The following is a 23841-nucleotide window of genomic DNA, read 5'->3' as shown; positions in this document are numbered from 1 at the left end:
CTCTCCGCGGCGTTGTCGTCGGGCGCGATACCGCCGGTATCGCTTCCTCCTCCGCCTTGCGGAGAACGCCGCGACGCACGATCAGCCCTCTCCAGACGGGGGGCGCCGGCTTCGCGGCGACAGCGTCGGGCGCGATACCGCCGGTACCGCTTCCTCCTCCGCCTTGCGGAGAACGCCGCGACGCACGATCAGCCCTCTCCAGACGGGAGCGGGGCGCCGGCTTCGCGGCGACGGCGAGGGCGCGAGATCGCCGGTACCGGCTTTGTCTTCCGCTCTGCGGAGAACACCGCGGCGCCCTCGAGCGGTCAGTTGCGGGAGATGCGGGGGGCGTAGCCGGCGTCGGTGAGGACCTGGATGACGCGGTCGGCGTGCTCGGGGCCGCGGGTCTCGACGCTGATCTCGATCTCGACCTCGCTGATCTGCAGGCCCCGGCCGTGCCGGGTGTGCAGCACCTCGACCACGTTCGCGTTCGCCTCCGAGATGAGCTCCGCGATGCGCGACAGCTGCCCCGGACGATCCGGCAGCCCGATGCTCATCTTGAGGTAGCGCTCCGACGCGGCCAGGCCCCGGCTGATCACCCGCTCCATCATCAGCGGATCGATGTTGCCGCCCGACAGGATGACCGCGGTCGCTCCGGCGTCGCGGATCTTCCCCGTCAGGATCGCCGCGATGCCCACCGCGCCCGCGGGCTCCACCACGAGCTTCGCCCGCTCCAGCAGCACCAGCAGGGCCCGGGCGATGTCGTCGTCCTCGACGGTGACGACCTCGTCCACCATCTCGCGGACGATCGCGAAGTTCAGCTGCCCCGGCTTCGCCACGGCGATGCCGTCGGCGATCGTCGGAGAGATCGTGATCGCGGTCGGCTCGCCGCTCGCGAGCGAGAGCGGGTACGGCGCCGCGTTGGCCGCCTGCACGCCGATGACGCGGAGCGTGCGCCCCTCCTCGGCCGCCTTCTGCTTGGCCGCCGATGCGACCCCGGCGATGAGGCCGCCCCCGCCGATGGGCACCACGATGGTCTCGACGGCGGGGGCCTGCTCGAGGATCTCGAGGCCGACCGTGCCCTGCCCGGTGATCACGTCGGGGTGGTCGTAGGGAGGAACGAAGACCGCGCCGGTGCGCTCGGCGAACTCCGCCGCCGCCGCGAGCGCCTCGTTGAAGATGTGCCCGCTCAGCACCACGTCAGCGCCGTAGTCACGGGTGGCCGCGAGCTTGGGCAGCGCGACGCCGATCGGCATGAAGATCGTGGCCTTGATCCCCAGCTCCCGCGCCGCATAGGCGACGCCCTGCGCATGGTTGCCGGCCGAGGCCGCCACGACTCCGCGGGCCCGCTCCTCCGGGGTGAGCCGCGACATCCGGAACACCGCTCCGCGGATCTTGTAGGAGCCGGTGCGCTGGAGGTTCTCGCACTTGAGGAACACGGGCGAGCCGAGGACCTGCGCGAGGAAGGTGCTCGTCTCCATCGGGGTGGCGGCGATGACGGGGGCGAGGACGGCGCGGGCCGCCTCGAACTCGTGGAGGGCGGGTCCGACGACGCGGCTAGTCTGCATGCTCTGCGGCAACTCTCTCGGGGGTTCGGGTCGGCGAGCGCCAGGCTCCGCTCGCGACGTACTTGACCATGACGTTGAGCGTGGCCACGACGGGCACCGCGAAGAAGGCACCGGCGATGCCGCCGATGATCGAGCCTCCGGCCACAGCGAGCACGACGGCCAACGGGTGGACCTTGACCGCCGACCCCATGATCAGCGGCTGGAGGATGTGGCCCTCGAGCTGCTGCACCGCGAGGACGACGATCAGCAGGAAGAGCGCGATCAGCGGTCCGTTGTAGACCAGCGCGATGAAGACGGCCAGCGCCCCCGTCACCACGGCGCCGATGACCGGCACGAAGGAGCCGAGGAAGACGAGCACGCCGATCGGGATGGCCAGCGGGACGCCGAGGAGGAAGGAGCCGAGGCCGATGCCGACCGCGTCGACGAAGGCGACCAGGATCTGCACCTTCACGAAGTTGGTCAGCGTCACCCACCCTGCGCGACCGGCGCCGTCGACGGCTCCGCGGGCGCGGCGCGGGAAGAGGCGGACGACCCAGCTCCAGATGTTCGGCCCGTCGATGAGGATGAACAGCGTCGAGAAGAGGGTGAGCAGCACGCCCGTCAGCAGGTGGCCGACGGTCGAGCCGACGCTGAGCGCGCCGCTGACCAGCATCCCCGAGTCCTGCTGCAGGGCCGTGAGCGCCTGCTGCGCGTACTGGTTGATGTCGGTCTCGGTGAGGTGGAGCGGCGACTCGAGGAGGAAGGCCTTGAAGTCGTCGTAGGACTGCACCGTCTGCCGGCTGAGGTCGTCGAAGCCGGAGTAGACCTGGGTGACGACGAGGAAGAGGAGCCCGCCGATCACCACGACGATCCCCAGCTCCGCCAGGACGACGGCGGCCCACTTGGGCCAGCGGTGGCGCTGGAGGAAGCTCGAGAACGGCACCAGGAGGGCGGCGATCACGATCGCGAGCAGGAGCGGGATGACGATCAGCCGCAGCTCGATGACGAGCAGCACCAGCACCGCGAGCGCCGCGACCACGACGAGGACGCGCCAGGCCCAGGCGCCGGCGATGCGCATCCCGTCGCTCACGAAGGCCGAATCGGTGACGGGAGCGGGCCGGGAGGGGGCGGGCGGGGCGACGGGCGCGGCGGGCTGGACGGCGCGCGGGCCGGAGGTGCGGCGGGACCTGCCGAGTCTCATCTGCCCAGACTAGGCCCCGGCGCATACCCCGTGCGGTATCCCCGGGGAGTGCTCATGCGGCGGCGCCGACCGCCGCCTGCTCCGGTGCCGGACCGACCGTCACCGGGCGCCGCGCGGGCAGCACGCCGACCCGCTCCCCCGGCTCGAGGCGATGCCCCGACGCGTGCTGGACGGTGACCTCCTCGCCCGTCGACAGCCGGACGGTCGAGCGCCGCACCGGCCCCAGGAAGCTCGAGGCGAGGACGACTCCGGACAGGGAGTCGGGAGCGCCGTCGGCCACGACGGCGAGGTCCTCGGGGCGGAGGAACACCGACGCGGGCCCGTCCGCCGCCGCCCCGTCGACGAGCGGCAGGCGCACGCCGAGCGCGAGGACCGATCCCGACGAGACCGTCCCCGCGACCACCGTCGAAAGGCCGACGAAGCGGGCCGTGAAGGCGGTCGCCGGGCGCGCGTAGAGGTCCTCCGGTGCACCCAGCTGCTCGATCCGCCCGGCGTTCATCACCGCGACGCGGTCGGCGACGGCGAGCGCCTCCTCCTGGTCGTGCGTGACGAAGAACGTGGTGATGCCGATCTCGGACTGCAGGCGCTTGATCTCGTCGCGCAGCTGGACGCGGACCTTCGCGTCCAGGGCCGACAGGGGCTCGTCCAGCAGCAGCACCCGCGGCCGCGTGACGAGGGCGCGCGCAAGCGCCACCCGCTGCTGCTGGCCGCCGGAGAGCTCGTGCGCGTAGCGGTCGCCGAGGGCGCCGAGGCCCACGACCTCCAGCGCCTCCCCCGCGGCCGCCCGGCGCTCGCGCGCCCCGACTCCCCGGGTGCGCAGCCCGAACTCGACGTTCTCGCGCGCCCGCAGGTGCGGGAAGAGCGAGTACGACTGGAAGACCATGCCCATGTCGCGCTTCGCGACGGGGACGTGGGCGACGTCCTCCTCGTCGACGAGGATCCGCCCCGCGTCGATCCGCTCGAGACCGCTGAGGGCGCGCAGGGCTGTGGTCTTGCCGCAGCCGGAGGGGCCGAGCAGCGCGATGAACTCGCCCGGGGCCACGTCGAACGAGACGCCGTCGAGCGCTCGCGCGGAGCCGTAGTGCCGCTCCACGTCGACGAAGCGCACGCGGGCGCCGGGGAGGGTCGGAGCGGTCACGAGGAGCCTTTCGAGGAGCGCGCCCGGCCCGTCGGCAGGCCGATCCGCGCGAGGCGGCCGATCCCGAGCAGGAGGGCGAAGGCGAAGAGGAGGGAGAGCAGCGAGAAGATCACGGCGACGTAGGCGTCGGACTTCGACACCTGCACCAGGCCGGTCTGGAGGGTGGTGCGGCTGAGGAGCGAGGCGATCGTGTACTCGCCGAGGACGACTGCGACGGTGATCAGCGCGGCCGCGACCAGGCCCCGGCGCAGGTTCGGCAGGAGGACCCTCCCGAGCACCGCGAGCGGGCCCGCGCCGAGCGAGCGGGCCGCTTCCGAGAGCGTCACGGCGTCGATACCGGCGAGGTCCGCCGCCACGGCGCGGTAGGCGTAGGGCAGGACCAGCACCCCGTAGGCGAGAGCGAGGGTCCACGGCGCGGAGCCGGCGAGCTCGGTGACCACGGAGTAGACCGGCGCGAGGCCGACGACGAGGACGATGGCGGGCACGGTCAGCGGGAGCAGGCAGACCAGCTCCAGAGCCCGGCGCAGGCGAGGGAGCCGGATCTCGACGAGCAGCATCGTCGGCACCAGAAGGACCAGGACGATGAGGGCGGTGACGACGGCGAGGACCAGCGAGTTGCCGATCCCCTGGAACAGCGAGCGGTAGGCGCGCTCGTTCTCCGGGTCGAGGATCGCCGTCCAGTGCGAGAGGTCGTGGCCGCCGGCGCCGCGGAGCGTGAACTCCGCCATCGCGACGATCGGGACGGCGAACACCAGCCCGGTGATCACGAGCACCGCCCCGGACAGGAGCCGCGCGGGCCTCATCGCTGCCACCGCCGGGCCCGGCGCTGCAGCAGCGCGTACCCGGACATCAGGACCACCATCACCGCGAGCATCCCGAGCGCGAGGGCGCCCGCGAGGTTCTCGCGGCCCAGCACCGTCTCGCTGACCAGCGCGGCGCGGATCTGCAGCGGGACGATCTGCGCGCCCTGGCTGATGAGCGCCGCCGCGGTGGCGAAGGAGGAGAACGCGTTCGCGAACAGCAGCAGGACGCAGCCGAGGAACGACGGCGCCAGCACCGGGAGTGCCACGTGCAGCCAGTAGCCGAGCCGGCCCCCGCCGAGCACCGCGTTCGCCTCGGCCCACTCCGGACGCAGGCCCTCGAGCGCGGGCAGGAACGTGAGCACCATCAGGGGCACCTGGAAGTAGAGGTAGGGGAGGACGAGCCCGGGCAGCTGGTAGAGCCACACGCCGTCGGCGTAGAGGTCGACGCCCGCTCCCGCGAGGAGGGTGGTCACCAGCCCCTGCACGCCGATCGTCGCGATGAATGCGAACGCGAGCATCACGCCGCCGAACTGCGCGAGGACGCTCACCGCTGCATCGACGACGGTCCGGAGCGCCCCGCGCGGATCGGAGCCGAGCAGGGCCAGGCACACGACCGCGCCCAGCACCGCGCCGACGACGGCGGTGACGGCCGAGAGCCCGAGCGACGCGCCGAAGGCGGACAGCACGACGGGATCCCCGAGCGCCAGCACGTTCGCCGTGGTGAAGCGGCCGTCTCCGTCCGTGAATCCGGTCGCCACCGCGAGGACCGTGGGGACGGCCAGGAACAGCAGGACGTAGAGCGCGAAGGGGGCGACGCCCAGCACGGCCGGGGTGCCGCGCCGTCCCCGGAGCGCGGACGCCCCGGAGACGGCCTCGGCGGGAGCGGTGGTCACTGGATCGCCGCGGCCCACTTCTCGGCGAGGAGCGACGAGGCCGCCTCGGTCTGCTCCTCCGTGAACTGGACGAGGTCGGAGGGAGCGGCGCCGACGGCGTCGAGCGCGTCCTGGTCGACCGTGCCGGCCTCGGTCATCGCGGCCAGGCGCACCGGGTAGGCGCCGGCGGCGAGGTAGAGGTTCTGTGCGGCGTCGGAGTAGAGGTACTCCTGCCAGAGCCGCGCGGCCGCGGGGTGCGGAGCGTCGGCGTTGACCGCCTGGTTGTAGTAGCTGCCGACGGCGGAGCCCGGGAGGACGGTCGTCGTCCACTCGCGGGTGCCCTCGTTCGCCTTCCCGGCGGCGAGGTTGTTGTAGCTCCAGTCGAAGACGACCGGGGTCTCGCCCGAGGCGATGGTGGCGTCGGTCGGGTCCAGCGGCAGGAAGTTGCCGGCGTCGTTCAGCTTCTCGAAGAAGTCGATCCCCGCCTGGACGTCGTCGGCGGAGCCGCCGGACTGGAGAGCCGCGAGCTGCACTGCGGCCGCGGCGGCTCCCGCCTGCGTCGGGTCGCCGTTGATCGCGACCGAGCCGCGGTAGTCGGCGCCGAGGAGGTCCTCGAGCGACGTGGGCGCAGGCACCGCGGCCGCGTCGAACCCGATCGACATCAGGCCGGTGTAGTCGTTGACCCAGAGGCCCGACTCCTCCTTGTTCCCCTCGGGGATGTCGTCCCAGGACTCGACCTTGTACGGCGCGAACATGTCCGTGTTCGCCAGAGCGACGGCCGGCCCGAGGTCGAACACGTCGGGAGCGGTGTCCTGCCCGGCGAGGTTCTCCGCCGTGCTGATCTCCTCCGCGGAGGAGACGTCGGGGTCGGCGGAGTTCACGGTGATGCCGTACTCGTCCTCGAAGCCGCTGATCAGCTCGCCGTAGTTCGCCCAGGTGTCGGGCAGGGCGATGACGTTGAGCTCGCCCTCGGCCTTCGCGGCCTCGACCAGGGCGTCCAGCCCGCCGAGGTCCGCGGCGGACGTGGCGGACGCCGCGTCCGCGCCGCCGCCGTCGGACGAGGCGGTGGCGCCGCCGGAGCAGGCCGAGAGCGTGAAGACGAGGGCGGTGCCGGCGGCGGCGACCGCGGCGGTGCGCGACAGGCGCTGAATGGTCAAGGGTCCTCCAGGAGTCGGGTGGGCCTCCCCGGTGGGACGGCCTCGGGCACGGTAGGAGCGCCGCGAGTCGGCGAGGGAGCGCGGCGGTGAATGCCGGGCTAACGCCGGGGGCCGAATCGGGGACGGCGATGTCGGGGGCGTTCGCTAGCGTGAGCGGACCATGACCGAGCAGATCTCCCCCGCGCTGGCGCGCCGCATCGCCCTGGCGGCGCAGGGGTTCGGCGTCCCCCGTCCGTCCCGGGTCGACGCGCGCCGGGTGCGCGCCGCCGTGGACCGGATCCGCCCGCTCCAGCTCGACTCGGTGAACGTCTTCGAGCGGAGCCACTACCTGCCGCTGCTCGCGCGGCTCGGCCCGTACGATCGCTCCCTCCTCGACGACGCGGCCTTCTCCCCCGACGGCCCCTACGTCGAGTACTGGGCCCACGAGGCCGCCCTCGTCCGCCGCGAGGACCTCCCGCTCTACCGCTGGCGGATGGAGCACTACCGCCGGGTCCGCCTGCCCGAGCACGAGGGCTGGGCCCACGAGAACCGCGCCACCCTCGACTGGCTCCGCTCCGCGCTCGCCGACGGTCCCCTCCGCGCCTCCGAGATCGAGCACGAGGCCAACGTCCGCACGGGCCCCTGGTGGGGCTGGTCCGACATCAAGCGCGGCCTCGAGGTCCTGTTCCGCTGGGGCGAGGTGGTGACGGCGGGGCGCACGCGCTTCGAGCGCTCCTACGGTCTCGCCGAACGGCTCCTCCCGAGCGCGGTGCTCGATGCCGACGTGCCCCTCCCCGACGCCGTCCGCGAGCTCGTGCGCCGGGCGGCCCGGGCCCATGGGATCGGCACCCTCGGCGACCTGGCCGATTACCACCGGCTGCTCCAGTCCCCCACGCGCGTCGCGATCGACGAGCTGGTCGAGGCGGGCGAGCTCGAGCGCGTCGAGGTGCGCGGCTGGGAGCGGGGCGGGCGACCCGTGCCGCTCTGGCGGCACGTCGATGCCCGACGCCCCCGCACGCTCCGGGCGGACGCGCTCCTCTCGCCGTTCGACCCCGTGGTCTGGCACCGGCCGAGAGCCGAGCTGTTCTTCGGCTTCCACTACCGGATCGAGATCTACACCCCGGCCGAGCAGCGGGTCCACGGCTACTACGTCCTCCCCGTGCTCCTCGACGACGTGATCGCTGCACGGGTCGACCTCAAGAGCGAGCGCAAGCGCCGGGTCCTCCTCGTGCAGGCCGCCTGGCTCGAGCCGGGGGCCCCGGCCGACACGCCGGAGCGGCTCGCCGCACTGCTGGTCGAGGCGGCGGCCTGGCAGGGCCTCGACGCCGTCGAGGTCGTCGGTCGCGGCGACCTCGCGGCCGCCCTCGCCGCAGCACTGAGGAGGATCGCGTGAGCGCGCCCGGCGGCGTCCTGGCGCTGGCGCTCGCGGAGCGCTGCGTCGCCCGTCTGCTCGAGCGCGGGAGCGTCGTCGGGGTCGGCACGGGCGAGCTCGCCCACGCAGCCGGCGTCTCCCTCCGGACCTTCCACCGGTACCTCGGCGGGAAGGAGGACTGCGTGCGCCCGGTGCTCGCCGCCGCGATCGCCGCGATGGGGCGCGCCCTCCTCGAGCGACCGGCCGCCGAGCCGCTGAACGCGGCGCTCGGTCACGCCTTCGCCGCGGCGGCCTCCGGTCCCCAGCTCGACCGCACCCTCCGGCTGATCCCCCTGCTCACCGAGACCTCGGCGATGCGCGCCGTCTGGGCGCAGTCGCTGCACGACGGCGAGGAGGCGCTGACGCCGTTCCTCGCGGAGCGGATGGGGCTCGGCCGCACGTCCCCGCACCGGGCGGCCGTCCTGGCCACCGTCGTCCTCGCCCTGGTCCGGCGGGCGCTGGTCGACGCGGCCGCGAGCGGCATCGACCCGGCGCCGGTCTTCGCCGAGTACCTGACGACCGTTGACGGCGGTCCGCTCGCGGCTCCGACCGGATGACGTCCCGTCCGGCGCGGTGACCGGCGCACCTCTGACCGAAGCGGGATGCGGTGCGGGGCGGCGATCGTCGACGGGGCGTCGGCCGGCTCGGCCTGCTAGAAGCGCGAACCCATCTCGGAGAGGCGGGCGACGCGATCCGCGATCGGCGGGTGGGTCGCGAAGAGGCGCGCGACCACTCCCGGCTTCGACGGGTCGGCGATCCAGAGGTGCGCCATCGAGCTGTTCTGCCGCTGCATCGGCCGGCCCGCGGACTCGAGCTTGAGCAGGGCGCGGGCGAGGGCGTCGGGGTGGCGGGTCGTCAGCGCGCTGGTCGCATCGGCGAGGTACTCGCGCTGACGGGAGATCGAGAGCTGCACGACCGAGGCGACGATCGGCGCGAGGACCATCGACACCAGCCCGACGATCAGGAGCGCCGGGTTGCCCCCGCCGTTGCCGTTGCCGCCCCGCCCGAAGAAGGCCAGGCGGAGGAAGGCGTCCGAGAGGAAGCCCACCGCGACGACGAGACCGAAGACGATCATCGAGACGCGGATGTCGTAGTTGCGGACGTGGCCCAGCTCGTGGGCCATCACGCCCTCCAGCTCGGCGTCGTCCATGATCGCGAGCAGGCCCGTCGTCGCAGCCACGACGGCGTGCTCGGGGTCACGGCCGGTCGCGAACGCGTTCGGCGCCGGGTCGTCGATCAGGTACACCTTCGGCATCGGCGTGCCCGTCGCGATCGAGAGGTTCTCGACGATGCGGTAGAGCCTCGGCTCGTCCGCCTTCTCCACCGCCACGCCGCCGCTGAGCGCGACCGCCTGGCGAGCGGCGAAGAAGTACTGGAAGAACGCGTAAGCGGCGGCGATCACGAGCACCACCACGACGATCGCCGTGCTGCGGTAGACCGCTGCCGCCAGGGCGCCCAGGCCGCCGATGATCACCAGGAACAGGACGAGGATCAGGACCGTGTTGCGCTTGTTGCGGGCGATCGCGCTGTACACGGCGGCTGCCTAGAACTGGACGCGCGGGGGCTCCGAGATCGCGGCGAGATCGCCGACCTCGAAGAACTCGCGCTCCGAGAAGCCGAGCCGGCGCGAGAAGAGCGTGTTCGGGAAGACCTTCACCTTGGTGTTCATCTCGCGCACGCCGCCGTTGTAGAAGCGCCGGGCCGACTGGATCTTGTCCTCGGTGTCGACCAGCTCGCCCTGCAGCTGGAGGAAGTTCTGGCTCGCCTGCAGCTGGGGGTACGCCTCCGCGACCGCGAAGATCGACTTCAGCGCGCTCTGCATGTGGTCCTCGGCGACCGACGCCTCCGCCGGGCCCTGGGCCTGCAGCGTCTCGGCGCGAGCCTGCGTCACCGACTCGAAGACCTGGCGCTCGTGCGAGGCGTAGCCCTTCACGGAGTTGATCACGTTGGGGATCAGATCCGCGCGGCGCTTCAGCTGGACGGTGATGTCGCTCCACGCCTCGTCCACGCGGACGTTGAGGGTGACCAGCGAGTTGTACGTCGCCCAGAGGTAGACCCCGAGGATGACGACGAGCGCGACGACGACGATGAGCGGGACGAGCCATTCCATGCCGTCCAGTGTAGGGACGGCGCGCTCCCCGGCACCTGTCGATGAGGCGCATTCGCAGGGGCGGGTCGGCCCTACTTGAGGGTCTTCTGCAGCAGGACGGTGCTGAGCCAGCGCTCGAACTTGAAGCCGACGCGGCCCATTCGGCCGACCTCGACGAATCCGAACTGCGCGTGCATCGCCAGCGACGCCTCCGCGCCCTTGTCGGCGATGACGGCCATGATCTGACGGATCCCCACGGCCTTCGCGCGCTCGAGGAGCTCGGCCATCAGCGCCCGGCCGAGGCCCTTGCCGGTGGAGGCCGCCCGCAGGTAGATCGAGTTCTCCACGGTGAAGCGGTACGCCCGCTTGGAGGACCACGGCGACACCATCGCGTAGCCGAGGATCTGGCCCGACGGCGAGACGGCCACGATGAAGGGCAGCCCGAGCTTCTGGTTGCGGGAGAACTTCGTGCGCCACTCCTTCAGCGTCGAGTCGTCCTCGTCGAAGGTCACCACCGTGTTGCGCACGTAGTGGTTGTAGATCTCGCGGATGTCCGGGAGGTCGGCGTCGCGGGCGTCGCGGATCTCGAACGAGAAGCCGGGCTCGGGAGGCGGCGCCTTCCGCAGGTGCGGCGGCAGGACGCGCCGGCTCTCGTACTCTTCCTCAAGCATCCGGCTCCCCTTCGGCTCCGCCCATCGATCCGGGCCAGCGTAGCCGCCCCGCGGGCGAGCGCCCGGTCACGCGAGAGCACTCCAGTCGACCGGCTCCGCGCCGCGCTCCTCCAGGAGGGCGTTGGCGCGGCTGAACGGCCGGGAGCCGAAGAAGCCGCGCGAGGCCGACAGCGGGCTGGGGTGCGCGCTCTCGATCACTCCGGCCTCCCCCAGCATCGGGCGGAGCGACGCGGCGTCGCGGCCCCAGAGGATCGCGACGAGAGGCGCGTCCCGGGCGGCCAGCGTGCGGATCGCGTGCTCGGTGACCGCCTCCCAGCCCTTCCCGCGGTGCGAGGCGGGAGAGCCGGGGGCGACGGTGAGGACCCGGTTGAGCAGCATCACGCCGCTCGAGGTCCAGCCGCTGAGGTCGCCGTGCTCGGGTGGCTCGACGCCGAGGTCGTCCCGGAGCTCGCGGTGGATGTTCTGCAGGCTCCTCGGCAGCGGGCGCACGTGGCGCTCGACCGCGAAGGACAGCCCGATCGGGTGCCCGGGCGTCGGGTACGGGTCCTGTCCGACGATGAGGACGCGCACGTCCGCGAGCGGCGCGGCGAAGGCGCGGAGCACGTCGCGGCCCGCGGGGAGGTAGGGCCGGCCGGCCGCGACCTCGCCGCGGAGGAAGTCGCCCATCGCGGCGATGTCCCCGGCGACGGGGGCGAGCGCCTCCGCCCAGCCCCTGTCGATCAGTCCCGAGGCCGCGAGCTCAGCGAGGTCCACCGGGTCAGCCCGCCGCGAGCGTCGCGACGACGACTCCGGCGTCGCTGCCGCTCACGCGCCACACCGAGCCGGCGCCGCCGACGCGGAGCGCGCCGGTGCCGACGATCAGCACGGTGGACTCGTCGAGCGCGACGCCGCCGTCGACCAGGCCCGCCTCGACGGCCGCGACCAGGCGGCCGAGGGTACCCCACTGCGCCGCGTGCACGTCGACCGTCACGTCGATGAGACCGATGCCCTCGAGCACCGTGACCTCGTCGAGCTCCTCCGCCGCGCCCTCCGGGACGACGGCGACGCCGCCGATCCGGTGGCCGCCGACGAGGGCGCGGTCGGCCGCGACGGCGGCTCCCGCCGAGTAGCCGGCGTACGGCACTCCGGAGGAGACGAGATCGCGCAGCCGCGGGAAGCAGGCCTCGAGCGCGTCGCGGTAGGCCGGGGTCAGCCCTCCGCCGACGAAGATCCCGTCGACGTCGTCGAAGACCGCGGGATCGATCCGGCCGCCCTCCGGCTTCATCACGGCGAACGCGTCGAGCGGGCCGACCGTCGCGAGCAGTGCCGCGTAGCCGGCATAGGCCTCCGGGCCGAGCCCGTCGTGGACGACGACGATCGCGATGCGCGGGCCCTCGATCCGGCCGGCGTCGACCGCGTGGGCGCGCGCCTCCGCGAGGAACGCCCCGTACAGCTGCTGGTCGTGCTCGACGCCGCCTCCGCCGCCGATGAGGTGGACGCTCACTCGTCGTCCTCGGCGAGGGCTCCGTCCACCGGGGGCAGAGCCGACCAGGGGAAGACGATCCAGCGCGGGGTGCGGCGCCAGAAGAAATCGGGCTCGAGCACCGTGCGCGGCTTCGTGTAGAGGGTCACGGTGCGCACCTCGGCACCCATCGCGCGGATGAGCTTCACCGAGAGGGCGAGGGTGTGGCCGGAGTCGGAGACGTCGTCGACCAGGAGGATGCGCTTGCCGCGCACGGACGCCTCGTCGAGCAGCGGCGGCAGCACCACGGGCTCCGCCAGTCGCGCCTCGACGCCGGTGTAGAACTCGACGTTCAGCGCGCCGCAGCTCTTGATGCCGAGCGCGTAGGCCACGGCGCCCGCGAGGAGCAGACCGCCGCGCGCGATGGCGACGACCAGCTCCGGCCGGTAGCCCGACGCGACCACGTCGTCGGCCAGGTGCCGAGCGGCGTCGCCGAACTCGAGCCAGCCGAGCACCTCCTTCTCCGTGGCGGCGAGGAGGGCGGCGGAGTCGTCGGCGTCGGAAACCATGAGGGACAGGCTAGGCCGTCGCGGGCCTCCGCGTCACATCGGTCAGGCGCGCGGGGCCAGGGGTCCCTTCGCGACCTTGTGCGGGGCCGCCTGCGCGACCGGCTTGATGGTCACCAGGTCGAGGTTGACGTGGGCGGGGAGCTCCACCGAGGAGACGATCGCAGCGGCGACGTCCTCCGCGACGAGCGGGTCGGGGACCTCGGCGTAGACCGCGTCGGCGCGCTCCCGGTCGCCGCCGAAGCGGACCAGCGAGAACTCGTCCGTGTGCACCATCCCCGGCGCGATCTCGATCACTCGGATCGGCTCGCCGGCCAGCTCGAGCCGCAGCACGGCGACCAGCGCGTGCGCGGCGTGCTTGGCGGCGTTGTACCCGCCTCCGCCCTCGTAGGCGACGTGGCCGGCGATCGAGGTGATCGTCACGATGTCCGCGGAGGTGCCGCTCCCCCGGATCCCGGCCCGCAGCAGCGGGAGCAGCGCGCTGGTCACGAGCTTCACCGAGAGCACGTTGATCTCGAACATGCGGCGCCAGTCCTCGGGGTCGGACTTCTCGACCGAGTCGAGTCCGAGCGCACCGCCCGCGTTGTTCACGAGCGCGTGCAAGGGCCCGGAGGAGGCGAGGTGGTCGCGCAGAGCGTCGACCTGGGCGGCGTCGGTGAGGTCGGCGGCGAAGTACCCGGCGCCGGTCTCCGCGGCGAGCGCCTCCAGCCGGTCGCGCCGACGCGCGACGGCGACGACCTCCCAGCCGTGCTCGCGGAACAGGCGGACCGCGGCCGCCCCGATCCCTGAACTCGCTCCTGTCACGACAACGCGTCGATCCACGCCCGTCCCCTTCCGTCAAGCCTTCGGACACCCTCGACTCCGTCGTCGCAGCCCAACGCTAGTCTGGCCGCGTGCCGCCCGCCGACCCGGTTCCCGCGACCGCCGGGACAGCCGTCACCCCGAAGCGCCGCGTGCCCCTCTGGGACAACGCGCGCTTCGTCTGTGTGACCCTCGTCGTGATCGGGCACGGCGTCCAGAGGCTGACGGCCAACTCCGACACCTCGCTCATCGTCTACCTGACGATCTACGCCTTCCACATGCCGGCCTTCGCGATCATCTCGGGATACTTCTCCAAGAGCGGCGCACCGAGCGGGCGCGCGATGCGGCGGGTGCTGACCGACATCCTCCTGCCCTACCTGATCATGGAGACGATCTGGACCCTGGTGCAGTTCCTGGTCGAGGGGAAGCAGGAGTTCAACCCGACGAAGCCGAGCTGGACGCTGTGGTTCCTGCTCGCGCTGGGCATCTTCCGCCTCGTCCTCCCCTACCTGGCGCTGCTGCGCTGGCCGCTGCTGATCAGCGTGGTGCTCGCGGTCGGGGTCAGCTACTACGACAACATCGACTCGACCTTCTCGCTCGCACGCGCGATCGGGATCCTGCCGTTCTTCGTGTTCGGCTGGCGCCTGCGCGGCTTCGCCCCCGGCGGCCGCTCCGCCGTCGACCGCTGGCTCGATCAGCCGCCGTCGCGGGTGCTCCTCGCCCGGATCCTCGCCGTCGTCCTCTTCGCGGTCACGGCGGTCGTCATGACCGTCAACATCGAGGCGTTCCGAGCGGCGGACCTGCGCTACTGGTTCTTCTACGACCGCCCCTACGACGCCCTCGGCGAGACCCAGTGGTGGGCCGGGCTGGTGCGGCTGGCCCTGATGGCCGGAGCGGTCGTGCTCTCGCTCGCGCTCTTCGCGCTGGTTCCGCGCCGCCGCACCCCGCTCACCGCCTGGGGGCAGTCGACGATGTACGTCTACCTCCTCCACAGCTTCGTCCTCTATCCGCTGCGGGAGTCCGGGATCCTCTCGCGGACGGAGAGCACGCTCGCCCTCGTGCTGATGATCGTGTTCTGCATCGCGGTCTCGGTCGTGCTCTCGCTCGGCTGGACCCGCACCGTCTTCCACCGGCTGGTCGAGCCCCGCGCGGCCTGGCTCTTCGCCCCGGCGTCCGACGAGAGGCCCCGGCGCCCGGACCGCGCCGACCCCACGGGCGCCAAGCGCGACCGGCAGCCCGAGCGGCGCTGACGGCCGTTACCCCGTGTGTCGGCGGTCCTGGCCGCCCGGCGGGCCCCCCGCGTACGCTCGTCGCGACGGAGAACGGCCCCGTCACCGACCCCGACGATCCGATGGGAAGCACCATGACCGACTCCGAGAAGTGGCAGTTCGAGACCAAGCAGATCCACTCGGGCGCCGCGCCGGACCCGGTGACCAAGGCCCGCGCGACGCCGATCTACCAGACCACCTCCTACGTCTTCGACAACGCGGAGCACGCCCAGAACCTGTTCGCGCTGGCCGAGTTCGGGAACATCTACACCCGCATCCAGAACCCGACCCAGGCGGTCGTGGAGGAGCGGCTCACCGCCCTCGAGGGCGGCTCCGGCGCCCTGCTGCTCGCCTCGGGCCAGGCCGCCGAGACCGCGGCCGTGCTGAACATCGCCCAGGCCGGCGACCACATCGTCTCGTCGTCCTCGATCTACGGCGGCACCTACAACCTCTTCAAGTACACCCTCGCCAAGCTCGGCATCGAGACGACCTTCGTCGAGAACCAGGACGACCGCGAGGAGTGGCGCCGCGCCGTCCGTCCGAACACGAAGCTGTTCTTCGCCGAGACCGTCGGCAACCCCAAGATCAACATCCTCGACATCCGCACCGTGGCCGATGTCGCGCACGACGCCGGCGTGCCCCTGATCGTGGACAACACCATCGCGACGCCCTACCTGATCCGCCCCTTCGAGCACGGCGCGGACATCATCGTGCACTCGGCGACGAAGTTCCTCGGCGGCCACGGCACGGTCATCGGCGGAGCGATCGTCGACGGCGGCCGCTTCTCGTGGACCGCGAACGCCGAGCGCTTCCCCGGCCTCACCACGCCGGACGAGTCCTACCACGGCGCCGTCTACACCGCCGCGGTCGGCGACTCCCTCGCCTACATCATCAAGGCCCGCGTGCAGCTGCTGCGCGACCTCGGCGCCTCGATCGCCCCGGCGAGCGCCTGGCAGCTCATCCAGGGCATCGAGACCCTCTCGCTCCGGATCGAGCGCCACGTGCAGAACGCGCAGGAGATCGCGGAGTACCTCGAGAACCACTCCGACATCGCCTCGGTGAACTACTCGGGCCTGCCCACCTCGCCCTGGTACGCCGCGGCCAACCGCTACGCGCCGAAGGGCGTGGGCGCGGTGCTCTCGTTCGAGCTGAAGGGCGGAGTGGACGCCGGCCGGGCCTTCGTCGACTCGCTGGAGCTGTTCTCGCACCTGGCCAACATCGGCGACGTCCGCTCGCTCGTCATCCACCCCGCGTCGACCACGCACTCGCAGCTCTCGCCCGAGCAGCAGCTGACCGCCGGCGTCACTCCGGGCCTGGTGCGCCTGTCGGTGGGACTCGAGAACGTCGACGACCTCCGCGCCGACCTCGACCAGGCCCTCCGCGCCGCGCGCGCCGTCGTCGAGGCCTCCCGCGCGAACGCCTGAGGCCCCTCGGCGCCCTGACGGGGTCCCCGTCCTCGGGGATCGCGTCAGGGCGCTCCGCGCGCGGGCGGAGGAGCGCGGGAGCAGGGCGTAACAAACGGCTCCGCCCCGCGGCGCTCTGACACGATGGACAGCGCTATGGACTGGCAGCAGACACTCGAGGACACGGTCCCGTCGGCGTTCGTCACCGAGCGCCAGCTCCTCTCGGTCATCGGCAAGCCGCCCGCCACCGGAGCCTGGCGCGACGGCGACCACCCGGGCGGACGCCGCTTCGTCGACCTCGGCCCGTTCGACTTCGAGGCGGGCGGCCGCCTCCCCCACGCCCGCATCGCCTACGAGAGCTGGGGCGCGCTGAACGAGCGCCGCGACAACGCCGTCCTCGTCCTGCACGCGCTGACCGGCGACTCCCACCTGCTCGGCCGCGGCGATCCCGGTCACGCGACGGACGGCTGGTGGTCGGGACTCGTCGGCCCCGGCCTCGTGATCGACACCGACCGCTTCTTCGTGGTCGCCCCGAACATGCTCGGCGGCTGCCAGGGGTCCACCGGGCCCGCGTCCCTCGCCCCCGACGGCCACGAGTGGGGCGCACGGTTCCCGTACACGAGCATCCGCGACCAGGTGCGGGCGCAGGTGCAGTTCAGCGACCTGCTCGGCGTCGAGCGCTGGCACACCGTCATCGGCGGCTCGATGGGCGGGATGCAGGCGCTGGAGTGGGGGATCGACCACGCGGAGCGGGTCGCGCGCCTCGCGGTCCTCGCAGCTCCCCCGCGGGCCACGGCCGACCAGATCGCCCTCAACTTCGTGCAGCTCGAGGCGATCCGCAACGACGCGGCCTTCGCGGGCGGCTCCTACTACGACGCGGGCGACGGCCAGGGCCCGTACCACGGCCTCGCGCTCGCCCGCCGGATGGCACTGCTCAACTACCGCAGCCCCTCCGAGCTCAACGACCGCTTCGAGCGCAGCTGGCAGTCGGGGCTCAGCCCGCTCGGCGGCGGCGGCCGCTTCGCCGTGGAGTCGTACCTCGACTTCCACGGCAACAAGTTCACCCGCCGCTTCGACGCGAACAGCTACATCACGCTGGTCGAGGCGATGAACTCGCACGACGTCGGCCGCGGCCGGGGCGGCGAGGCGGCCGCCCTCTCCCGGATCACCAGCCCGACCCTCGTCCTCGGCATCGACAGCGACCGGCTCTTCCCGGTCGAGGGCCAGCGGATCATCGCGGCGCACGCTCCCGGCGCTCTCGACGGCGGAGAGGTCGCGGTGATCACCTCGACGTTCGGTCACGACGGGTTCCTCATCGAGGACGACGCGGTCGGCGCGCACCTCGCCCGGCTGCTGGCGCATCCCGCGACGGCCTGACCCGCCCGACTCCGGCGCGGTTCGACGCCCCGAACCGCGCCGACCGGCCCGGCCAGTGGCTATCGTGAGACGGGGGCCAGCCCCGCGCCACGACCGGAGGGGGCCAGAGCGTGCCGATGATCCGCAGCGCCCGCGAGCGCGATCGGCTGCTGCGCCACTCCGCCTGCGGGATCGGCCTGCTCACGGAGGCGGGGGCGCTCGGCATGGCCCTCATCCCCGGGACGCTCCAGCCCGCCGCCGTGCCGTTCGCCGTCGCGCTGCTCCTGGGCATGATGGCCGCCCACGTCGAGCTCGCCCGGACGGGGCGCCGCAGCCGAGTGATCGCCGTCGCCGTCGGCGGCCTGCTGCTGGGCTGGGGCCTCGCGCTGGGGCTCGCTCCGGGCGCCGACTTCGCCGGGTTCGTCCTGGTCAACACCGCGAACGCCGTGACCGCGAGCATCGCCGTGGTCGTGACGACGTCCGCGCGCCGACTGCTCCTGCTGCTGCCGGTGGTCCTCCCGAGCCTGATCCCGTCGGTGCTCGTCTCGAGCGGCACCATGATCCCCACCGTGGTCGTCCAGAGCCTGCTGCCCTGGGGCACGCTCTGCGGATTCGCCCTCTGGATCGGCACAGCGGTCCCTCGGGTGGTGCGGCGGATCGACAGCATCGGCAACGCGCACCGTGTGGAGCGCCTCGCCAGCGAGACGGAGGCGCAGCGCCGGCAGGGTGCGCGGCTCCTGCACGACACGGTGCTGGCCACCCTCACGCTCCTCGCGCACTCGGGCCGCGGAGTGTCGGTCGACGCGCTCCGGCAGCAGGCGGCGCAGGACGCGCAGCTCCTGCGCCAGCTCCGGCTCGGCGGGACCCCCACCCCGAGCGCGTCCGGCTCCTACCAGCTGACCAGCGTCACCTCCGCCCCCGCGGCCAACACCCTCGAGACCGTCCGCAACCGCTTCGGCCGGATGGGGCTCGACGTGATCTGGCACGGCTCCGGCCAGGTGGCGCTCACCGGCGCGGCCCTCGACTCCTTCGTCCTCGCCCTGGCGGAGTGCCTCGAGAACGTGCGCCGCCACTCCGGCGTCGCCTCGGCCGACGTGACGATCACCGAGGACGAGACGACCGTCCGCGCGATGGTCACGGACGCGGGCGCGGGCTTCGACATCGCGACCGTCCCCGACACGAAGCTCGGCTTCAAGGAGTCGGTGATCGCCCGGCTCGGCGACGTCGGCGGCCGCACCAGACTGTTCAGCGCCCCCGGATCGGGGACGACCGTGGTGCTGGAGGTCCCGAAGTGAGCCCCGCACCGGAGTCGCGGGCCCCGCTGCTGGGACGCGTGCCCGCGACGCACGGCCGCTCCTCCCGGTCCGCCCGCTCGGTCCGTCGCCAGCAGGAGGGGCTCGGTACCAACTACCTCGGCAGCGGCCTCAACGGCATCGCCGCCGCGATCCTCGCCTACGAGCTGCTGATCTTCCTCTCGACCTCCGCCCGCTACAGCGACCTCGCACCCGCGGCGATCGCCTGGGTCCTCGTCGTCCTGGCCTTCGGATCCACCGTCCTCGCGATCCACCTCGGCGGACGCCGCCTGCCGCTCCCGGTCTACCTCTGCTTCCTCGTCGCCCTCGGAGCCGCCGTCGTGCTCGACCTGGTGGCCGTGACCGACTCCGGCGCGGCCCGCACCGTCCCCACCGCCGCGGTCGCGGGCGCCGTCGCGCACGCCGCGCTGATCGTCCACCGGCGCGGGATCGAGATCCTCGCGGTGAGCGCCCTCGTCGCGATCGCCGAGGTGATCGCGTTCCTCTCGATGGAGTCGGGCGGCGCGGGCGCGCTCTCGGTGCGCATCAGCGCCCTCGTGGTGACGATCGCGCCGGCCGTCGTCGTGGTCGTGATGATGCGCGGATTCCGCCGGATGGTCCAGCTCGAGATCGACCGCGCCCTCGTGCAGAGCACCACGCTCGGCCCGCGCTACGCGGTCGGGATGCTCGCCTCGGAGGAGCTCGCACGGCTCGACCTCGCCGCCGAGCGCCTCCTCGCCGAGGTGGGCGACGGCTCGGTCCGCCTGCCCCTCGACGCCCAGCGCGCCGCGCACGCGACCTCGCTCGCCACCCAGCTCCGCCTCCACCTCATCGAGGGGCGGCGCGAGACCTGGCTGCACCACGCCGTGCTCGAGTCCGAGCTGCTCGCGCCGCTCGTCGAGCTCGACGACCCGGACGGCACCGCCGGACTCCTCGGGCACCAGCAGCGCGACGGGCTCCTCTCGGCGATCTGGCTGATCGCCGACAGCGCGACCGGGCTCGCCGTGGTCCTCCACGTCGAGTCGGGCAGCCCCCGCGATCCCGGAGCCGGGACGGCCGCCCGAGGACTGCTCGTGCCGATCACGCTCCGCTCCTCAGGCGCGCCCTTGCGCGGCGTCGATCCTGCGACGTGGGAGGCTATCGCTCAGGTCGGCGTCTTCCGCGACACCTCGCGCGACGGGGAGCTCCGGATCGAGATCGACTGCCTGGTCGAGAATCCCGCCGACCGGTGAGCAGCCGCCGAGAGACCGCCGACGACCGCCGACCGAAGGACACCGATGACACCCACCGCTGACGCGAAGATCACTCTCGCGGTCGTGGACGACCACAAGATGCTCCTCGGAGCGCTCACGGAGTGGATCCGCGGAGCCGCCTCCGACATCCAGCTGGTGGCCGCGGTCGCCTCCTGGCCCGAGCTGCTCACGCACCCCGAGTTCCCCGTCGACGTCGTCCTCCTCGACCTCGATCTCAAGGACAACATCCCGATCTCGGTGAAGCTCTCGACCCTCAAGACCACGGGGGTGAAGACCGTGCTGATGAGCACCTACTCCGAGCCCGCCGTGGTCCGCGAGGCGCTCGCCTCCGGAGCCCTCGGCTACCTGGTGAAGACCGAGGACGCGGACATGATCGTCGAGGCGATCCGCGCGGCCAAGGACGGCCACTCCTACATCTCGCACGAGCTCGACATGGCGCTCTCCACCGGCGACTCCGACGGAGCGCCGAAGCTCAGCGCGCAGGAGCGCCGCGTGATGGCCCTCTACGGCGGCGGCGAGCCGGTGAAGTCGGTCGCGTTCGAGCTGGGCATCTCGGAGGAGACGGCGAAGTCGTACCTCAAGCGGATCCGCGAGAAGTACCGCGTCGTCGGCATCGACGTCGGCACGAAGGTGGCGCTCCGCAAGCGCGCCATCCACGACGGGATCCTCATCGAGACGGACTGAGTCGTCTTCCGTGGCGGTCCCTGCCCGCCACGGCGCGGTCGGCTTCACGACGTGGTGCGTTCCGCGGAGCGAGGTGCGTCGCCCGGCATCGATCCGCTGACACGCGGATCACTGTCGGCGGGCTCCACGAGGGCGCGGCGGTCCCCGCCCGACACGGCGCGGTCGGCTTCACGACGTGGTGCGTTCCGCAGAGCGGGGCGCGTCGCCCGGCATCGATCCGCTGACACGCGGATCGCTGTCGGCGGGCTCCAGGGGGGCGGCAGCCCCGCCCGCCACGGCGCGGTCGGCTTCACGACGTGGTGCGTTCCGCGGAGCGAGGTGCGTCGCCCGGCATCGATCCGCTGGCACGCGGATCGCTGTCGGCGGACTCCACCTCGTCGAGCGGCGGCCACCTGCTCCTGCAGTCGAGCCGGGCGGGCGTGCCCGAGTCGTGCCGGTCGAGTCGCCGCGGGACGCGGCGTATCGAGACCCGCCAGGCACGGACAACGGGTCGATGCTGGTCGAGATGCCGCGGGACGCTGGGCATCGAGACCCACCGGACCGGGACTGCGAGTGCTCCTGCGGGCCCGCGTCAGGGGGCCAGGACGGCGACCGTCATGCCGGGCGTCGCGGCGGGGGCGTCCATCGCGGCAAGGGCGCCGGGCAGGTCCTCGAAGGCGATGGTGCGGCCGACGGAGTCGGCGGGGCGCAGACGGCCGGCGACGATGTCGTCGAGGAGGGCCGTGTAGCCGCTCCGGGCGATGCCGTGGCTGCCCAGCAGCTCCAGCTCCTGGGCGATGACCCGGCCGAGCGGGATCGCCGGTGCGGCGTCGGGCCCGAGCAGCAGACCCACCTGCACGTGCCGGCCGCGCGGACGCAGGGCGGCGATCGACGCCTCCGCGGTGACCCTGCTGCCGACGGCGTCGACCGCCAGATGCGCACCTCCTCCGGTCGCCGCCCGGATCGCCTCGGCGGCACCCTCGCCTCCGGGGACGGTCACCGCCCCGAGCGCGGCTGCGGCCTTTCGCGCCGGGGCGGAGACGTCCGACGCCACCACACGGGCCCCGGCCGCGAGCGCGACGATCACCGCGGAGAGGCCGACTCCGCCGCAGCCCAGCACCGCGACCCACTCCCCCGGGGCGACCCGGCCGCGCTCGTGCAGGGCGTGGTACGCGGTCCCGAAGCGGCAGCCGAGACCGGCCGCCTCGACGAAGCCGACGGAGTCGGGCAGGCGCACCAGGTTCAGGTCCGCACCCGGCACGGCCACCGCCTCGGCGAACGACCCGTCGAGGGTGAATCCCGGCTGCTGCTGCCGGAGGCACACCTGCGTCGCCCCCTCCCGGCACTGCTCGCAGTCGCCGCAGGCGAACACGAACGGCGCCGTGACCCGGTCGCCGACCGCGAAGAGCGACACCTGGGCTCCCGTCGCGATCACCGTCCCGGCGAACTCGTGCCCGGGGATCTGCGGCAGGACGACCGAGTCGTCGTGCCCCTTCCACGCGTGCCAGTCGCTCCGGCACACCCCGGTCGCCGCGACGCGGACGACGACGCCGTCGACGGGGCAGACGGGCTCCGGGACCTCGACGATCGCGGGGAGGGCGGAGAAGGACGAGTAGCTCACGGCGCGCATGCCGAGAGTCTTCCAGAGGCCCTGGCCGCGCTCTGCTTACAGCGCGTCGACCGGGATGCCGCCGGTGCCCGGCTGGGCGGGCTCGCGGTGGACCGGGTAGACCGTGCCCCGGGCGCGGTCGATCGCGATGCTGCCGAAGGCGAGCACGATTCCGGCCGCGGTCAGGCCCACGCCGACCCAGATGGGCGACAGGTAGCCCAGTCCGGCGGCGATCGTCAGGCCGCCGAGCGCGGCACCCACCGAGTTGCCGATGTTCAGGGCGGAGTGGTTGAGCGCGGCCGCGATCGTCTGGCTGTCGCGCGCCACGTCCATCAGCCGGGTCTGGATCGCGGGCGACGCGGCCGCCGAGAAGCCCGCCGAGAGGAACGCGAACACCACCAGGCCGACGACCGACGAGGCCGACAGCGCGAGTCCGATCAGCGAGACGCCGACGCCGGCGAAGAACACCACCAGCGCCCGCCGCACGTCGCGGTCGGCGGCCCAGCCGCCGACGAGGTTGCCGACGGTCATCCCGAGGCCGATGACGACCAGGATCCACGGGACCGCGCCGAGCGGCAGGCCCGTCACCTCGGTCGCGAGCGGCGAGATGTAGCTGTACATCGCGAAGAGTCCGCCGAAGCCGATGGCGCCGACGAGCAGGGTCATCCAGACCTGCAGGCGCCCGAACGCCCGCAGCTCGTTGCGGACGGTCGCCGCCGGATTCCCGGGCTGCGCGGGCACCAGAAGCTGGACGGCCACGACGGTCAGCGCGAAGAGCACCGCGACCACGAGGTAGGCGGTGCGCCAGCCGGCGATGTGCCCGACCCAGGTGATCGCGGGCACGCCGACGACGTTCGCGATCGTGAGCCCGGAGAGGACGAACGCGACTCCCTTGCCGCGCTTGCCGGGACCCATCAAATCGGCGGCGACCAGGGAGGCGATGCCGAAGTAGGCGCCGTGCGGGAGCGCGGCGACGAAGCGCGCGGCGAGGACGAGCGGGAAGCTCGGGAGCAGCGCCGAGCCGATCGTCCCGACGGTGAAGGCGACGAGGAGGGTCAGGAGGAGCCTCTTGCGCGGCCAGCGCGCCGCTGCGGCGGCGATGGTGGGGGCGCCGACCACGACGCCGAGTGCGTAGGCCGAGATCAGCATCCCGGCCTGCGAGACGGCCTGCTCCTGGCTCGCGGCCCAGACCCCGGGGAGGAGGTCGGCGGCGAGCTGCGGGAGGAGCCCCATCGCGACGAACTCGGTCGAGCCGATGCCGAAGCCCCCCATCGCGAGGGCGAGCAGGGCGAGGCGGGTCCGAGCGGGCGAGAGCGTCACCGGTCAAGGCTACTCAGGATCC

23 protein-coding genes are annotated in these 23841 nt (G+C 72.9%); 8 read left to right on the top strand and 15 right to left on the bottom strand.

The window, feature by feature from the left end; all coding sequences use genetic code 11:
• Window positions 1-305: 305 nt before the first annotated feature.
• The 6 genes from ilvA to C5D50_RS09745 are packed head-to-tail and all read right to left on the bottom strand — an operon-like array spanning window position 306 to window position 6697.
• Complete coding sequence (ilvA, locus tag C5D50_RS09770; protein WP_104224429.1) at window positions 306-1547, bottom strand: threonine ammonia-lyase; 1242 nt, start codon at window positions 1545-1547, stop codon at window positions 306-308.
• A complete protein-coding gene (locus tag C5D50_RS09765) occupies window positions 1537-2727 on the bottom strand; it encodes an AI-2E family transporter (protein WP_104288997.1) in 1191 nt (396 codons plus the stop codon). Before C5D50_RS09765 ends, ilvA begins: the two co-directional genes overlap by 11 nt.
• 52 nt (window positions 2728-2779) lie before the next feature.
• On the bottom strand, window positions 2780-3865 hold the full coding sequence (locus tag C5D50_RS09760) for an ABC transporter ATP-binding protein (protein WP_104283389.1): 1086 nt from the start codon (window positions 3863-3865) through the stop codon (window positions 2780-2782).
• The gene (locus C5D50_RS09755; protein ID WP_104283388.1) at window positions 3862-4668 is read right to left on the bottom strand and encodes an ABC transporter permease; all 807 of its coding nucleotides are present in this window, start codon (window positions 4666-4668) and stop codon (window positions 3862-3864) included. Before C5D50_RS09755 ends, C5D50_RS09760 begins: the two co-directional genes overlap by 4 nt.
• Window positions 4665-5561, bottom strand: coding sequence for an ABC transporter permease subunit (locus tag C5D50_RS09750; RefSeq protein WP_104283391.1), 897 nt, complete (start codon window positions 5559-5561; stop codon window positions 4665-4667). The genes C5D50_RS09755 and C5D50_RS09750 overlap by 4 nt, the downstream gene beginning before the upstream one ends.
• The gene (locus tag C5D50_RS09745) at window positions 5558-6697 is read right to left on the bottom strand and encodes an ABC transporter substrate-binding protein (RefSeq protein ID WP_104283387.1); all 1140 of its coding nucleotides are present in this window, start codon (window positions 6695-6697) and stop codon (window positions 5558-5560) included. Before C5D50_RS09745 ends, C5D50_RS09750 begins: the two co-directional genes overlap by 4 nt.
• Before the next feature lie 160 nt (window positions 6698-6857).
• Here C5D50_RS09745 and C5D50_RS09740 point away from each other — a divergent pair, with 160 nt between their 5' ends.
• Together C5D50_RS09740 and C5D50_RS09735 are read left to right on the top strand one after the other, a co-directional pair.
• A complete protein-coding gene (locus C5D50_RS09740; protein WP_104283386.1) occupies window positions 6858-8069 on the top strand; it encodes a winged helix-turn-helix domain-containing protein in 1212 nt (403 codons plus the stop codon).
• Window positions 8066-8644, top strand: a complete 579-nt coding sequence (locus tag C5D50_RS09735) for a TetR/AcrR family transcriptional regulator (RefSeq protein ID WP_104283385.1) — start codon at window positions 8066-8068, stop codon at window positions 8642-8644. Before C5D50_RS09740 ends, C5D50_RS09735 begins: the two co-directional genes overlap by 4 nt.
• 95 nt (window positions 8645-8739) lie before the next feature.
• On the opposite strand, the gene C5D50_RS09730 is transcribed toward C5D50_RS09735, so the two are convergent.
• From C5D50_RS09730 to C5D50_RS09700, 7 genes are all read right to left on the bottom strand, one after another.
• Entirely contained in the window at window positions 8740-9621 is an 882-nt protein-coding gene (locus tag C5D50_RS09730; RefSeq protein ID WP_104266789.1) for a M48 family metallopeptidase, read from the bottom strand.
• Window positions 9622-9630: 9 nt separating this feature from the next.
• Complete coding sequence (locus tag C5D50_RS09725) at window positions 9631-10197, bottom strand: LemA family protein (RefSeq protein ID WP_104283384.1); 567 nt, start codon at window positions 10195-10197, stop codon at window positions 9631-9633.
• Between the two features lie 71 nt (window positions 10198-10268).
• Window positions 10269-10847 (bottom strand): GNAT family N-acetyltransferase, encoded by a 579-nt coding sequence (locus C5D50_RS09720; protein ID WP_104224438.1) that lies wholly within the window; start codon window positions 10845-10847, stop codon window positions 10269-10271.
• Between the two features lie 66 nt (window positions 10848-10913).
• On the bottom strand, window positions 10914-11600 hold the full coding sequence (locus C5D50_RS09715) for a uracil-DNA glycosylase (RefSeq protein ID WP_104232774.1): 687 nt from the start codon (window positions 11598-11600) through the stop codon (window positions 10914-10916).
• 4 nt (window positions 11601-11604) lie between these two features.
• Window positions 11605-12330 (bottom strand): peptidase S51, encoded by a 726-nt coding sequence (locus C5D50_RS09710; RefSeq protein WP_104224440.1) that lies wholly within the window; start codon window positions 12328-12330, stop codon window positions 11605-11607.
• On the bottom strand, window positions 12327-12857 hold the full coding sequence (locus C5D50_RS09705) for a phosphoribosyltransferase (RefSeq protein WP_104224441.1): 531 nt from the start codon (window positions 12855-12857) through the stop codon (window positions 12327-12329). The genes C5D50_RS09710 and C5D50_RS09705 overlap by 4 nt, the downstream gene beginning before the upstream one ends.
• 42 nt (window positions 12858-12899) lie before the next feature.
• Complete coding sequence (locus C5D50_RS09700; RefSeq protein ID WP_258069589.1) at window positions 12900-13676, bottom strand: SDR family oxidoreductase; 777 nt, start codon at window positions 13674-13676, stop codon at window positions 12900-12902.
• 71 nt (window positions 13677-13747) lie between these two features.
• Between C5D50_RS09700 and C5D50_RS09695 the strand changes: the two genes are divergently transcribed.
• The 6 genes from C5D50_RS09695 (at window position 13748) to C5D50_RS09670 (ending at window position 20911) form a co-directional block, all read left to right on the top strand.
• A complete protein-coding gene (locus C5D50_RS09695) occupies window positions 13748-14905 on the top strand; it encodes an acyltransferase family protein (RefSeq protein WP_104283382.1) in 1158 nt (385 codons plus the stop codon).
• Between the two features lie 113 nt (window positions 14906-15018).
• Complete coding sequence (locus tag C5D50_RS09690) at window positions 15019-16347, top strand: bifunctional o-acetylhomoserine/o-acetylserine sulfhydrylase (protein ID WP_104225507.1); 1329 nt, start codon at window positions 15019-15021, stop codon at window positions 16345-16347.
• 135 nt (window positions 16348-16482) lie between these two features.
• The gene (locus C5D50_RS09685) at window positions 16483-17703 is read left to right on the top strand and encodes a homoserine O-acetyltransferase (RefSeq protein WP_104224444.1); all 1221 of its coding nucleotides are present in this window, start codon (window positions 16483-16485) and stop codon (window positions 17701-17703) included.
• A 116-nt stretch (window positions 17704-17819) separates the two neighbouring features.
• A complete protein-coding gene (locus tag C5D50_RS09680; RefSeq protein WP_104257082.1) occupies window positions 17820-18977 on the top strand; it encodes a sensor histidine kinase in 1158 nt (385 codons plus the stop codon).
• Window positions 18974-20206: a hypothetical protein gene (locus C5D50_RS09675; RefSeq protein WP_104249522.1), complete on the top strand. Its 1233-nt coding sequence runs from the start codon at window positions 18974-18976 to the stop codon at window positions 20204-20206. The genes C5D50_RS09680 and C5D50_RS09675 overlap by 4 nt, the downstream gene beginning before the upstream one ends.
• Window positions 20207-20251: 45 nt before the next feature.
• Window positions 20252-20911 carry a response regulator gene (locus C5D50_RS09670; protein WP_104224447.1) on the top strand — a complete coding sequence of 220 codons (660 nt, stop codon included), beginning with the start codon at window positions 20252-20254 and terminating at the stop codon, window positions 20909-20911.
• Window positions 20912-21482: 571 nt separating this feature from the next.
• Here C5D50_RS09670 and C5D50_RS09665 read toward each other — a convergent pair.
• Complete coding sequence (locus tag C5D50_RS09665; RefSeq protein WP_104283381.1) at window positions 21483-22520, bottom strand: alcohol dehydrogenase catalytic domain-containing protein; 1038 nt, start codon at window positions 22518-22520, stop codon at window positions 21483-21485.
• 36 nt (window positions 22521-22556) lie between these two features.
• Window positions 22557-23771: an MFS transporter gene (locus C5D50_RS09660; protein WP_104283390.1), complete on the bottom strand. Its 1215-nt coding sequence runs from the start codon at window positions 23769-23771 to the stop codon at window positions 22557-22559.
• Window positions 23772-23841 lie beyond the last annotated feature (70 nt).

The sequence above is a fragment of the Rathayibacter sp. RFBD1 genome, from assembly GCF_002932915.1.
Classification (GTDB): Bacteria; Actinomycetota; Actinomycetes; order Actinomycetales; family Microbacteriaceae; genus Rathayibacter.
This window is presented reverse-complemented; position numbering and strand designations above follow the sequence as displayed.

What these genes read in the sequence shown, in the direction of transcription:
- C5D50_RS09665 (WP_104283381.1), bottom strand. Translation starts at nt 22,520, where the DNA reads ATGCGCGCCGTGAGCTACTCGTCCTTCTCCGCCCTCCCCGCGATCGTC.
- C5D50_RS09720 (WP_104224438.1), bottom strand. Translation starts at nt 10,847, where the DNA reads ATGCTTGAGGAAGAGTACGAGAGCCGGCGCGTCCTGCCGCCGCACCTG.
- C5D50_RS09685 (WP_104224444.1), top strand. Translation starts at nt 16,483, where the DNA reads ATGGACTGGCAGCAGACACTCGAGGACACGGTCCCGTCGGCGTTCGTC.
- C5D50_RS09680 (WP_104257082.1), top strand. Translation starts at nt 17,820, where the DNA reads ATGATCCGCAGCGCCCGCGAGCGCGATCGGCTGCTGCGCCACTCCGCC.
- C5D50_RS09725 (WP_104283384.1), bottom strand. Translation starts at nt 10,197, where the DNA reads ATGGAATGGCTCGTCCCGCTCATCGTCGTCGTCGCGCTCGTCGTCATC.
- ilvA (WP_104224429.1), bottom strand. Translation starts at nt 1,547, where the DNA reads ATGCAGACTAGCCGCGTCGTCGGACCCGCCCTCCACGAGTTCGAGGCG.
- C5D50_RS09705 (WP_104224441.1), bottom strand. Translation starts at nt 12,857, where the DNA reads ATGGTTTCCGACGCCGACGACTCCGCCGCCCTCCTCGCCGCCACGGAG.
- C5D50_RS09740 (WP_104283386.1), top strand. Translation starts at nt 6,858, where the DNA reads ATGACCGAGCAGATCTCCCCCGCGCTGGCGCGCCGCATCGCCCTGGCG.
- C5D50_RS09660 (WP_104283390.1), bottom strand. Translation starts at nt 23,771, where the DNA reads ATGGGGGGCTTCGGCATCGGCTCGACCGAGTTCGTCGCGATGGGGCTC.
- C5D50_RS09765 (WP_104288997.1), bottom strand. Translation starts at nt 2,727, where the DNA reads ATGAGACTCGGCAGGTCCCGCCGCACCTCCGGCCCGCGCGCCGTCCAG.
- C5D50_RS09755 (WP_104283388.1), bottom strand. Translation starts at nt 4,668, where the DNA reads ATGAGGCCCGCGCGGCTCCTGTCCGGGGCGGTGCTCGTGATCACCGGG.
- C5D50_RS09670 (WP_104224447.1), top strand. Translation starts at nt 20,252, where the DNA reads ATGACACCCACCGCTGACGCGAAGATCACTCTCGCGGTCGTGGACGAC.
- C5D50_RS09690 (WP_104225507.1), top strand. Translation starts at nt 15,019, where the DNA reads ATGACCGACTCCGAGAAGTGGCAGTTCGAGACCAAGCAGATCCACTCG.